This window comes from Streptococcus lishijunsis, from assembly GCF_047290665.1.
Lineage (GTDB): Bacteria > Bacillota > Bacilli > Lactobacillales > Streptococcaceae > Streptococcus.
This window is the reverse complement of the sequence record NZ_JBLBUC010000006.1, coordinates 1-11660: the sequence shown is the minus strand read 5'-3', so window position 1 is coordinate 11660 and position 11660 is coordinate 1. Positions and strand designations below refer to the sequence as shown.

The 11660-nt window shown below is 41.1% G+C and carries 14 protein-coding genes and 1 pseudogene; 3 read left to right on the top strand and 12 right to left on the bottom strand.

Features of this window, described 5'->3' with window-relative positions:
- The first annotated feature begins 17 nt into the window (after positions 1 to 17).
- The 3 genes from ACLN19_RS03920 (at position 18) to ACLN19_RS03910 (ending at position 2920) form a co-directional block, all read left to right on the top strand.
- A complete protein-coding gene (locus ACLN19_RS03920; RefSeq protein ID WP_413383501.1) occupies positions 18 to 656 on the top strand; it encodes an MBL fold metallo-hydrolase in 639 nt (212 codons plus the stop codon).
- Positions 657 to 788: 132 nt separating this feature from the next.
- A complete protein-coding gene (locus ACLN19_RS03915; protein WP_413383499.1) occupies positions 789 to 2294 on the top strand; it encodes an MDR family MFS transporter in 1506 nt (501 codons plus the stop codon).
- A complete protein-coding gene (locus ACLN19_RS03910) occupies positions 2291 to 2920 on the top strand; it encodes a DUF4811 domain-containing protein (protein ID WP_413383497.1) in 630 nt (209 codons plus the stop codon). Before ACLN19_RS03915 ends, ACLN19_RS03910 begins: the two co-directional genes overlap by 4 nt.
- A gap of 33 nt (positions 2921 to 2953) precedes the next feature.
- Here the strand turns inward: ACLN19_RS03910 and ftsX are convergent, their stop codons facing one another.
- The 12 genes and pseudogenes from ftsX to ACLN19_RS03850 form a co-directional block, all read right to left on the bottom strand.
- Entirely contained in the window at positions 2954 to 3877 is a 924-nt protein-coding gene (gene ftsX / locus ACLN19_RS03905) for a permease-like cell division protein FtsX (RefSeq protein WP_413383495.1), read from the bottom strand.
- On the bottom strand, positions 3870 to 4562 hold the full coding sequence (ftsE, locus tag ACLN19_RS03900) for a cell division ATP-binding protein FtsE (protein ID WP_413383493.1): 693 nt from the start codon (positions 4560 to 4562) through the stop codon (positions 3870 to 3872). The genes ftsX and ftsE overlap by 8 nt, the downstream gene beginning before the upstream one ends.
- Positions 4563 to 4584: 22 nt before the next feature.
- A protein-coding gene (prfB, locus tag ACLN19_RS03895; RefSeq protein ID WP_413383491.1) for a peptide chain release factor 2 occupies positions 4585 to 5686 on the bottom strand; the annotation gives its coding sequence in 2 pieces (ribosomal slippage) (positions 4585 to 5613 and positions 5615 to 5686; 1101 coding nt in all).
- Positions 5687 to 5735: 49 nt separating this feature from the next.
- Entirely contained in the window at positions 5736 to 6863 is a 1128-nt protein-coding gene (queG, locus tag ACLN19_RS03890) for a tRNA epoxyqueuosine(34) reductase QueG (RefSeq protein ID WP_413383489.1), read from the bottom strand.
- Positions 6864 to 6972: 109 nt separating this feature from the next.
- Entirely contained in the window at positions 6973 to 7482 is a 510-nt protein-coding gene (locus ACLN19_RS03885; RefSeq protein ID WP_413383487.1) for an HdeD family acid-resistance protein, read from the bottom strand.
- 9 nt (positions 7483 to 7491) lie between these two features.
- On the bottom strand, positions 7492 to 8109 hold the full coding sequence (locus tag ACLN19_RS03880; RefSeq protein ID WP_413383485.1) for a hypothetical protein: 618 nt from the start codon (positions 8107 to 8109) through the stop codon (positions 7492 to 7494).
- A 176-nt stretch (positions 8110 to 8285) separates the two neighbouring features.
- On the bottom strand, positions 8286 to 8885 hold the full coding sequence (locus ACLN19_RS03875; RefSeq protein WP_413383483.1) for a response regulator transcription factor: 600 nt from the start codon (positions 8883 to 8885) through the stop codon (positions 8286 to 8288).
- Complete coding sequence (locus ACLN19_RS03870; protein ID WP_413383637.1) at positions 8882 to 9166, bottom strand: ATP-binding protein; 285 nt, start codon at positions 9164 to 9166, stop codon at positions 8882 to 8884. The genes ACLN19_RS03875 and ACLN19_RS03870 overlap by 4 nt, the downstream gene beginning before the upstream one ends.
- A gap of 99 nt (positions 9167 to 9265) precedes the next feature.
- Positions 9266 to 9418, bottom strand: a pseudogene (locus ACLN19_RS03865) (histidine kinase); the annotation flags it as partial.
- 12 nt (positions 9419 to 9430) lie between these two features.
- Positions 9431 to 9976, bottom strand: a complete 546-nt coding sequence (locus ACLN19_RS03860) for a hypothetical protein (RefSeq protein ID WP_413383481.1) — start codon at positions 9974 to 9976, stop codon at positions 9431 to 9433.
- Position 9977: 1 nt separating this feature from the next.
- The gene (locus tag ACLN19_RS03855; RefSeq protein ID WP_413383479.1) at positions 9978 to 10706 is read right to left on the bottom strand and encodes an ABC transporter permease; all 729 of its coding nucleotides are present in this window, start codon (positions 10704 to 10706) and stop codon (positions 9978 to 9980) included.
- The gene (locus tag ACLN19_RS03850; protein WP_413383477.1) at positions 10703 to 11581 is read right to left on the bottom strand and encodes an ABC transporter ATP-binding protein; all 879 of its coding nucleotides are present in this window, start codon (positions 11579 to 11581) and stop codon (positions 10703 to 10705) included. Before ACLN19_RS03850 ends, ACLN19_RS03855 begins: the two co-directional genes overlap by 4 nt.
- Positions 11582 to 11660 lie beyond the last annotated feature (79 nt).

Sequence of the window (11660 nt, the reverse complement as noted above, 5' to 3'; positions counted from 1 at the left end):
TTTGCTACACTAGACTTATGATTATTAAACAAACCCTAAATGCTATTGCTTATGAAAACACCTACTACCTCGTCAATGACCAAGCTGTCCTTGTCATTGACCCAGGTAGTGACACTGAAACTATTATCGAGACACTAAAGGCTATCCATAAGCCAGTCGCTGCTATTTTACTGACGCATACACACTACGATCATATCATGAGTGTCGATGAGCTACGTCGTACTTTTAATCATCCTCCTGTCTATGTCTCTAAGGAAGAAAGGACATGGCTTGGCTCGCCTGTTGACAATCTCTCAGGGCTACCACGTCATGATGATATGGCAGATGTCATCATCCAAGACGCTGATGAGTATTTTACCATCGGACAAGACTACCATCTCTCTGGTTTTGACTTTAGCGTTAGAAAAACACCAGGGCACTCTATTGGTGGTGTTTCCTTTGTATTTCCTAAAGATGAGGTCGTCTTTTCTGGTGATACTCTTTTTAACAATAGCATTGGTCGTGTTGACTTGCCGACAGGGGATTTAGAGACACTTCTCTCTAGTATCAAGACTGAGCTCTTTACTCTCCCCAATCACTACAAGGTCTATCCTGGTCATGGCAAGCAGACAACTATCGGCCACGAAAAACACTTCAATCCCTTCTTTATCTCATAGTCAACAAAGCTGGTTTGCCAGCTTTTTTTGAGTCAGCATTGACAAATGATCAAAATAGGCATAAAATATGACAAGAATCTTAAAATACCTTATTTTTTAGGATTTTCATTATTATATAGAAAAGGAGATACCATGAACGCTTATACGACACATGATATTCACGGCAAACCTTATAATCGGAATCTGATGATTTTGCTTTTATTGGTAGCCACTTTTGCTGGTGTACTCAATCAAACCAGTCTTGGAACCGCCATTCCTACCTTGATGAAAAGTTTTCATATCAGCATGTCAACCGCCCAGCAAGCCACAACTTGGTTTTTACTGGCAAACGGCATTATGATTCCTGTCTCAGCTTTTTTAGCGACACGCTTTTCCACTAAAAAGCTCTACATATCGGCCTATAGTCTCATCATTTTAGGACTTTTAATCACTACCTTTACTCCAACATCCAACTGGAGCATTTTTTTGTTTGGTCGCATTATCCAAGCTTGTGGGGTCGGTATTACCATGCCCCTTATGCAAGTCGTCATGGTCAATGTCTTTCCTGCTGAAGAGCGCGGTGCAGCGATGGGATTAAACGGTTTGGTCGTTGGGCTAGCGCCTGCTGTAGGTCCGACACTAGCTGGATGGATTTTAAAACAGGATTTTATCTTTTATCACACTCATCTGCTCTGGAGAGCTATTTTTATCCTTCCTTTGATTATTCTTATCATCACTCTTATCTTTTCCCCCTTTATTATTAAGGATGTCATCGCTAATGAGGCTATTAGCCTAGACATGGTATCTTTACTACTATCGGTTTTAGGATTCGGAAGTTTCTTATGGGGATTTAGTAATGTCGCTAGTCACGGATGGAGTGATCCTATTCACGTCATCGTTCCTATCTTATTGGGGATTGCTATCATTGCGCTTTTTGCTCTGAAACAACTTCATATGAAAAGGCCATTTTTAAATGTCGCTATTTTTAAAAACAAGCAATTTTCAGTAACAACTGCTGCTATTGCCTTTGCCATGATGGCTATGATGGGGGTTGAGATGATGCTTGCCCCTTATATGCAAAATGTCCACGGTCTCTCCGCACTACAATCTGGCCTAGCTTTACTGCCTGGTGCCCTTGTCATGGGGATTGTAAGCCCCATAGCAGGAAAAGTCTATGATAAGATTGGCGCTAGACCAATGGCTTTGATTGGCTTTAGCATTTTGGCTATTGGCACAATACCGTTCATCTTTTTTAGCGCTGATATGCCTGTTCATTTTATTACACTGCTATATGCCGTCCGAATGTTTGGGATCGCAGTTGTGCTTATGCCTCTGACAGCTAGTGCCATGAGTGCCTTGCCACCTCATCAAGCTTCTCATGCTACCGCAGCCAACAACACTGTACGCCAAATCGCATCAGCTGTCGTTGTCGCACTGCTCTCTAGCGTTACGCAAAATATTATCAATACCCACAAACCCTTGGACAATCTAAAATTAGATGACCCCATCCAATATGCCAACCAAACGATTGAAGCAAGCCTTGATGGTTTTCATGCCTCATTTGCCATAGGGGTAGCCTTTGCCATCATTGGCTTTCTCATCTCCCTCTTGTTACGTAAAGGTAAGGTTATTGCTACTGAGAAAGGAGAACAAGAATGATCATTGTCCTTATCATAGCCACTACACTCTTGACATTTGTCAGTTGGTGTTTGATTAGCTCAAAGACTTGGTGCTATTTGCTAGGGAGTCTCTCGCTTATTACCTTTGTGGCCTCTATTTATGCGCTGACAGACCACTTTGTCAACCACACAGGTATGGCCCTAAAGACAGATACCAGCACCCAAACTATCTACAGCGCAGCTCCTAATCAAAACTATTACAATCTGCTCCTCTATAGTCCTATTGGTAAAAAAGCCACCGATACTATCTTGATTTATCGTGATAAGGCTTCAGATAAAACCGCTAGCAAACATTTTGTCCCTGATATGAAAAATCCGACAGAAGCTATCAAAATCAGCTCTAACTTCACCTATGCCAATGTCCCTTTAGCCACCTTAACAACGAAAAAGACCCACTATACCTTCACCTCAAAGCTAGCCAAACTCCTCTACGGCTTTGCTAAGGAGGATAAAGAACTCATCTCTGAGAGTAACCTGGTCACCCTTCCACAAGACAATTGGATTGCCCTGACACCTGAGCAAAACCAAAGCTTAGGATCAGAGCTAGCGACCATTACCACAAGTGAACAGCTCACTAATCTCAAAAAAAGACTCTTAACGCCATAAAAAAATACTGCTGATTGTCAGCAGTATTTTTCATTAAGCTCTTAAATAGCGACGCATTGATAAAATAGAGGCAAAAGAGCCGATAATAATACCAAAGGCAAAGAGCCCTCCTATCGCATATGGCAGAAACTCCTGTGGAGTGTAAAAGGAGAAGCCTGGATAGGTTGATATCACATCTTTATAGACAAAATGATAACCAAAATAAAGAGCTAAAGCTGGTAAAATCGCCCCTAAAATACCAATCCAAATCCCCTCAAAAAAGAAAGGTCCTCTGATATAAGCATTGGTCGCACCAACCAAGCGCATGATTTCAATATCACGCTTACGCGCTCGAATAGTCAAGCGAACCGTGTTTGAGGTTAATAAAATGGCAATCACAATAAAGACGACAACACCAACCATTCCCCAAAGACGCACACCTTGTAAGAAACTAATCATACTGTCTGTGTCTGCACCTCCGTAGGTCACATCCTCAACACCTGAAATCTTTTTAATCTCTTCAGCAACTGTCTTAACTTCATTGTCTCGTGAGACTTTGACATCATAGACATCTGATAGCGGATTACCGTCACCCTCAAGGGAGGTATAGGTATCTGGATTGGTTTCTTGTAGTTTTTTTAGCTCATCATCTTTACTGGAGTAACTAATCGACTTAACCCCCTTAATGGAGGCAATCTGGTCATAAATCTTATGATAGTCGTTATTGGTGACGCTAGCCCCTGTCAAGTCTGTGACCTGCTCTTGTCCATCAGTTGAGGTAAAGTCCAGATAAACTCGAATCTGAACCTTTTCTTCCACACTGCTAGCTGTTTTTTCCATATTAAGAAGAACAGCAGAGACTGCCCCTAAAAGCGTTAGCGTAATCACCATTGAAGTGACTGAAGCAAACACCATCCAAAAATTACGCTTTAGATTCTTGATAGATTCCCACAAAGGTCTAAAGAAATATCTAATCATGGTAACCGTATTCTCCTTTCTCTTCGTCTCGGACAATACGTCCATCCTCAATAGCAACCACACGATGGCGTAGGGTATTGACGATTTGGCTATTATGCGTTGCCATGATAATCGTTGTCCCTTGTAGATTGATACGCTCTAACACCTTCATGATTTCCATCGAAATCTCAGGGTCTAAGTTTCCTGTCGGCTCATCAGCTATGAGCAATTTAGGGTTATTGACAATCGCACGCGCAATTGAGACACGCTGTTGCTCCCCACCTGATAATTGATGTGGAAAAGAGCGTTGTTTATGCTTTAGACCAACCAAATCCAGCACTTCTGGGACACGTTTTTTAATATCGCGCCGTCTGCTACCGATAGCTTGCATAGCAAAGGCTATATTTTCATAGACGGTTTTTGTCGGCAACAACTTAAAATCCTGAAAGACAACCCCTATACTGCGTCTTAATTTAGGGATGTGACGTCGTTTAATCTTAGTCAAATCAACACTACCTACGCTCAATCGACCAGACGTCACTGCTTCCTCACGATAAAGTAGTTTGATAAAGCTTGATTTCCCTGCTCCAGACGGACCTACCAAATAGACAAATTCGCCTTGGCTGACACTAAGTGTAATGCCTCTAAGAGCTGTTGATGAACGACGATATTTCTTCGTCACATCTCGCATTTCTATTAAAGCCATAATATTTCCTTTATTTTAGTTTTTAATCTTCGTTGATACGCCATTTGAGATAAGCATCGATAAAGCCGTCAATGTCACCATCCATGACCTTATCGACCTGCGCCACTTCAAAACCAGTCCTATGATCCTTGACCATGGTATAGGGCGTAAAGACATATGAGCGAATTTGACTACCCCAAGTGATCTCTTTTTTGTCTCCTTTGAGTGCATCAACTTCTTGGGCTTTTTTATCTTGCTCCAGCTGGTAGAGCTTTGCTTGAAGCATCTTCATTGCCCTATCACGGTTACCGTACTGCGTTCTATCAACAGTAGAGGCGACGACAATTCCTGTTGGAATATGGGTGAGACGTACACCTGTTGAGACTTTGTTGACATTTTGCCCACCAGCTCCGCCTGAGCGAAAGGTATCCATCTTGATATCATCATCACGGATATCCACCTCAATGGTATCATCCAACTCTGGCATGACCTCAACAGATGTAAAAGACGTATGACGACGCTTAGCTGAGTCAAAAGGCGAAATCCTCACTAAGCGATGAACCCCCATCTCAGACTTCAAAAGACCGTAGGCATTAGGGCCTTCAAAAGAAAGCGTCACAGACTTTATACCTGCCTCATCACCTGCTTGATAATCAAGGACTTCTACCTTAAAGCCCTTGGCATTACCATAGCGTGTATACATCCTAAGTAACATATCGCCCCAATCCTGAGCTTCGGTACCACCTGAGCCAGGATGAATCTCAAGAATAGCATTGTTATTATCATAAGGTTCTGACAAAAGGAGCGTCATCTCATAGCTAGTCATCAAACGCTCTAGCTTAGCTAAGCTCTCCTCCAACTCATCCATAAGGTCAGGATCCTCTTCTAACAGCTCAAGCATCAACTCTGTCTCTTCGCACAGACTTTCCATGGTATGAAAATTGTCATAGGTTTGCTTGAGTTCACTTAATTCTTGTGAGGTTTTTTGGGCAGCGATATTATCATCCCAAAAATCTGGCTCTGTCATCCGATTTTCTAAGAGGGCGATGTCTTCTTCTAATCGTTCTAAGTCAAAGAGACCTCCTGAAGCTAGTCAACTTCTCTTGATTGGCTACTATTTTTTGGCGAATTTCTGCCATATCCATATTACATACCTCGTTTTCTTAGTATAATCTCATCTATTTTAACATAAGACTAGCTATTTTGCCATCGCAAAAGAACTGCCGAACGCTCCTCTTCAATTGCTTGATCCTCGGTCTTTATAGCTTCTAAAAAGGCTATCATCTCACTGTTTGGTTTTTTGACAATCTCACCTAAAGCCCAAATAGCCGTAGCCGTGTGGATAGGATTGTTATTTTTGTCAATGATTTCAAGCAGCTTAGGCACACTGGAGCGGTCATGGCTGTTGGCTAGAGCGATAATCGCATTTCGCTGTAAAATATTTTTACCCCGCCAAGAACCCGCAACCATGCCAAAACGTTCTTTAAATTGTTTATTAGATAATTCTAAAAAAGGAATCAACTCAGGATGTGCTAAATCAGGCTCTATCGGTGTTGCTAGTGGATTATCAAGTCCTTTATTATAAGGGCAAGAAATCTGACAAATATCACAACCATAGATGACGGTCTTGATTTTCTTGCGAAACTCTAGCGCCATCATGCCTTTATCTTGCGTTTGAAAAGACAAGCAACGCTTAGCATCCATACTGCCATTACCAATCAAACAGGATGTCGGACAAGCCTCTAAACATCTTGTGCAATCACCGCAATCGTAATCTACTGGGCTGTCTGGCTCAATCTCTAAATTAGTGATTAACTCTCCCAAAAACATATAAGAGCCAAACTCTTTGGAGATGACCAGACCATTTTTTCCGATAAAGCCAATACCTGCTCGCCTAGCTACTGCCGTATCCACCAAAGCCCCTGTATCAACCATAGCTTTTTGCTTAAAGGAGACACCGTCGCATAAATCCTCGATGCCACGCGCTAAGCGCTCCAACTTATCACCGACCACATGATGATAATCTAAACCCCAGGAATTAGGGGTGAATTTTCCTCGCTTATAAGTGGTTTTCTGCGGTTGTTGGGGAAGTTTATGCGGGTAAGCAACCGCAATTGAGATAATGGTCTTTGCGCCTTCCAGCAAGCGCTCTGGGTAAATACGATCTTCAATCACCTTATACTCAAACCCTGACTGACGCTTTTCTTCGACAGCAAGGCGCAGTGATTTTTCAAGATAAGCAAAATCATCAGCTGTGGTAAATCCTATCTTAGAAATACCAATAGATTGGGCTAAATGCTTGATTTCTTCTTTCAAGTCCATAGCTTTATTGTAAAGAAAAAGCGTCTATGACACAAGTTAAAGTTTGATGACAAAAAAGAGCTGAGCTTATCACTCACCTCTTTCTCAGTCTAAATAATAATCATCATCCTTAAGGCTTAAAGGTCATAATCATCAGCACAAAGCCTTGATAAATCAAGGTAATAGCCACCACATAAGCGACAATAATACTAGCTAACAAAGGATTAAACATCAAAACGACACCTAAAATAATCATTCCTACGGCATGCCATAACTGTTTAGCTGCCGTGCTGGCTTGACTACTTGTCCCAAAGCTTTGGAACAAGCGAACAAAACCTAAGAGTAAAATCCAAAAACCAACCACAGTCGGTACAATAATAGGCAAGGTCAAAAAGTAACCATAGAGCAAATAAATCCCAAACAAACCAGAAATAATAGCTGCCAACAAGAGCCAGATATTACGATAGGCCTTATCTGTACTAAAGTAACGAATGATTTCTGCCATAGCTCCTACTAAAAAGGCTAGCGCTAAAAGCCAACTCAGTGAAAACAAATCTACAGATGGTACAAAAAAGAGATAAATACCAACCAAAGCTAAGATAAGGCCAGCAATAAAGGACAAAATACGATTGGATACCATGGACGCCTCCTAGTGTTTTGAATTGCTTTTTAAGGCATCAAAATAACGTTTCATCTCTTCCTTGCGGTCTTGATGACGTTTTTGACGATTCTGACGTTTTTCCTTACGCAACTCAAGGCTAGCTTGTTTTTTCAAATCAGCTTCCATTTTATGTGCCAAAGAGAGCTCATCTGCCACTTCTGCCGCATCATAGCGTGTCGTTGCTGTGTCAAATTTGGCCATAATGCTATCATAGAGCTGACCATCTTCTTCTTGCGCAAAAGCGACCAAGGTCACACCATCAGCGCTAGTAATATCTTGCATCACCTGCTCAATCAAGAGAGATTCCTTATCATCAGCATTATCATCAATAGCAGCACCTGCTAAGACACCAATCGCAGAGCCAAAAATCAAGCCAATAGGACCTGCTAAAACGCCGATAAGACCACCGACAATACCGCCAACAATGGTTTCGTCATTAGACGAGTCATTGAAAGACTCCAAAATCTTCACATGCTCATCAACCTTAACCACCAAGGCAGCTTGTGAAATCAAAGACAGGGCGTTACTTCTACTGTTCTTGATTTCAGAAAAAGCTTGGTAGGCTTGGCTTTCCACTGCAAAGTTTGTTACAATTATGGTTTCCATAACATACCTCATTTCTAACGCCATTAGTATAACACGTGTCTCATTTACTTGCAATATAGTTGTCATTTTTTTCTCATTATTTTAGTCGCTTATTAACACTATGTCTAAAAAGTAATTGCCCTAATAAAAGCTCCCACCTGTTATATCAGACAGCAAAAAAAGCGCAGGTAGCGCTTTTAAAGCCATCCCTTATCATTGGCAATACGTAGAGCGTCTGTACGATTGTCTGCATCTAGCTTGGTCAAAATCGTGGACATGTAATTACGAACTGTCCCATTGGATAAAAACAACTCTTTAGCAATCTCTTTGTTTGATAAACCTTTAGCCACAGCCCTTAATAAGGTTTGTTCCTGATGGGTTAGAGGGTTTTGCTGTGTAAAGTAGCCTGCCATTAGCTCAGGCGAATACTCTTTTTGCCCCTCTAAGACATGTCTAATCGTGCTCATCAAATCTGCAATGCGTCTTTCTTTTAGCACAAAAGCATCCACACCAGACTTTAAGGCTCTTTCAAAATAGCCTGGACGCTCAAAGGTCGTGACAATGATGATTTTAATAGTAGGAACCTCTTTTTTAGCCCAGTCTAAGACATCTAAGCCACTAGCTTCTGGCATTTCGATATCTAAGACAGCCACATCTATCGCTTCTTTAGCGAGTATAGCCATGGCTTCTGTACCGCTTGAGGCTTGTAGAACCTCTGTAACACCTTCTTGCATACTAAGAAGCTGGCACATAGCATCTCTTAGCATACTCTGATCTTCTGCTACCAATAATTTCACATAGACTCCTCTCTAGGCAAGTCAACTTGGATATGCGTAGGACTGTAAGCTGAGACAATCTCCACCTGCCCTCCATAAGGCAAAAGGCGATTTTTGATCGCCGCCAACTCTTGACCAGTAATATCTGAAAAGCCAACACCATCATCCTCAATACTCAGATGAAGACTTGATTGACTAGCATAAACGCTAATACAACAATGCTGACATCTAGCGTGCTTGATGAGGTTATTGCATAGCTCTCGTAATACCATGCTCAAAATCGTCTCTTGTTCACTAGTCATTAAGATAGGCTCTTGCTTAACGCTCACCTCAATCTCTGCCAACTCTAGCATATCTGCTAAGATACGTAACTCTGTCTCAAAGCTATGGTGTTTAATCGTATGGACTAACTCTCTGACTTCTTTCATCGATTTGCGACTAATGATTTGTAATTCTGTAATCTCTTTTTTGGCTTGCTCATAGTGCTTCTGCTCTAGTAAGGTCAAAGCGAGCTCACTTTTGACACTCATCATCGCAAAAACATGACCTAGCGTATCATGTAAATCCTAACTAATGCGATTACGCTCATTTTCAGCTAGTAGCAAGTTGATAGACTCATTTTTAGCGCTCAATTCTGTCTCTAGACGTCTCTGATAAATCTCCACTTGCATACCATACATCATCCCGATATTGACAAACCACATCACCAAAAGAAAAATAGTCACTTCAATACTCACCCCTACGGTAATAGGGTATAAAAGAGCTATCATCAAAGCATAAAACGTCACATAGCGAAAACTTAATTTACTATCATCTTGGAAATGCCATGTCAAAATATTGGATAAATAAAAGGAAAACATGCTCATCTGTGGTGACTGCGTGTAAGTCATCACAAGGACATACACACATAGATAAACCCACAAGACATTTACCAACAAACCCTTAGGCCGTGACAACAGTCCTAGATAGCTAGCCATAAATAAGACCGTCAAGCTAAGGACATAGCTATCATACACACCTGTTAAGGAATAATAAAAGGGAAAAATCAGATACAGTAAAGAGACGTAGTACATCGAATGTTTGTCCTTTAGGAACTGCCAAAAAGCCTTCACATCAATTCACCTCTTGTCGTTTTCGAAGAAAGATCGCTATCATAGTAATAACTACAGCATAGCCAAGAACTATACAAAATGATAAGACATTTAGCTGACCTTTATTGACAAAAGTCAATACCAGCTGATTAGCATGATAACTAGGCATCACATGAGCTACTTGCTGCATCCAAGACGGAAGAACTTCATAAGGCATCCAAGAACCTCCAAAAATAGCCAAGACAAAAAATAAGATATTAGATAAACCCATCATTAACTGCTTTGACGTAATCGTTGAACATAGCAACCCAATAGCCAGATAGATTAAACTGCCTAAAAGCAACAAAATAGCCGACATCAACCAATCAAAAGCAGGCATTCTCACCTCACGAAAGAGTGCCCCTACCGTAAAATTAACCACAATAGCTAGGATATAGCAGATAATAACTCTCAACAATTTGATACCATAATAACAGCTAAGGGTGATTGGAGAGTGCTGAATCTGGGTAAACCAGTTTGTTCTTTTATCATCGTCTAAAATACTAGGAAAACTAAACAAACCAAAACCACTCATGCTAAAGCCTGTCATGGTCAACAGATAGTTGCGTGTCAACTCATGAAAATCATCGGTAGAGTTGGTAAACATAGAAGAAAACAAAAGGAAAAACAAGACTGGCATACCAATCCCCATCACAAAGGCAAGCCACTGACGTTTCGTCTGTAAATAGTCGATTTTTAATAAAGCAATCATTTGAGGACCTCCTCTGTGTTATCAAATAAGCTATCGAGCAAGGTTTTATTGACCATCTCAATATCTGCTATAGGACACTCCAAGCGCTCTAACAAATGCCATACTCTCCGAGGATCTTTAGTCTTAAAGCTAAAGCTATCTAAGGTGTCAGCAATGTCACGGACATCATCTAAATCATCCAGTATGCTCATATACTCTTTTGGTAGCGTAAATTGCTTTTCACGCTCTTCTGAACGCATCTGATAAGGGGTAGTGTCTTTGATGAGCTGCCCCTTATGTAGCACTAAGATACGCCCTGCGGTATGCTCTACTTCTTCGATATAATGAGACGAATACACTATCGTCACACCCTGTTCCCTCAAGTGGCCCACAATCTCCCAAAAACGCTTGCGTGTCGAAGTATCCATAGCTGCCGTCGGCTCATCTAAAAAGAGAACAGATGGCTTTCCGATTAAGGTCAAGATAAAAGACAAGAGGCGTCTTTGCCCACCTGATAACTTACCGGCAAATTGTTGCTTTTGCTCATCTGTAAATCCCAAAAGAGCATCTATCTCTACCTCAGAAAGGGGCGATTTATAAATCTCTTGAAAAAAATGAAGCAGTTCAATCACTTTTAAGTCTTTTGGCAAAGCATTTTCTTGTGGCAAAAAAGCCACTGTCTGTTTAAGTTTATCATCGCGAGGTGATAGCCCATTGATGCTAATACGCCCTGAACTAATTAAACTGTCACCTAACAAACACCTCATCAAGGTCGTCTTACCAGCGCCATTAGGACCTATCAAGGCCACACACTCACCTTTACCAATGCTAAAGGACATCTTTTGTAAAATAAGGTTACTCTTAATCACTTTGGATACGTGACTTAACTCAATCATAGCTTGTCTCCTTTACACTATTATTGAATCGGTTACACTAAACTAGACAATATTTATAAAGTGTTCTACACTAAAGAAA

What these genes read in the sequence shown, in the direction of transcription:
- ACLN19_RS03920 (WP_413383501.1), top strand. Translation starts at nt 18, where the DNA reads ATGATTATTAAACAAACCCTAAATGCTATTGCTTATGAAAACACCTAC.
- ftsX (WP_413383495.1), bottom strand. Translation starts at nt 3,877, where the DNA reads ATGATTAGATATTTCTTTAGACCTTTGTGGGAATCTATCAAGAATCTA.
- ACLN19_RS03870 (WP_413383637.1), bottom strand. Translation starts at nt 9,166, where the DNA reads ATGACTAGTGAACAAGAGACGATTTTGAGCATGGTATTACGAGAGCTA.
- queG (WP_413383489.1), bottom strand. Translation starts at nt 6,863, where the DNA reads ATGGACTTGAAAGAAGAAATCAAGCATTTAGCCCAATCTATTGGTATT.
- ACLN19_RS03915 (WP_413383499.1), top strand. Translation starts at nt 789, where the DNA reads ATGAACGCTTATACGACACATGATATTCACGGCAAACCTTATAATCGG.
- ACLN19_RS03880 (WP_413383485.1), bottom strand. Translation starts at nt 8,109, where the DNA reads ATGGAAACCATAATTGTAACAAACTTTGCAGTGGAAAGCCAAGCCTAC.
- ACLN19_RS03850 (WP_413383477.1), bottom strand. Translation starts at nt 11,581, where the DNA reads ATGATTGAGTTAAGTCACGTATCCAAAGTGATTAAGAGTAACCTTATT.
- ftsE (WP_413383493.1), bottom strand. Translation starts at nt 4,562, where the DNA reads ATGGCTTTAATAGAAATGCGAGATGTGACGAAGAAATATCGTCGTTCA.
- ACLN19_RS03910 (WP_413383497.1), top strand. Translation starts at nt 2,291, where the DNA reads ATGATCATTGTCCTTATCATAGCCACTACACTCTTGACATTTGTCAGT.
- ACLN19_RS03855 (WP_413383479.1), bottom strand. Translation starts at nt 10,706, where the DNA reads ATGATTGCTTTATTAAAAATCGACTATTTACAGACGAAACGTCAGTGG.
- ACLN19_RS03885 (WP_413383487.1), bottom strand. Translation starts at nt 7,482, where the DNA reads ATGGTATCCAATCGTATTTTGTCCTTTATTGCTGGCCTTATCTTAGCT.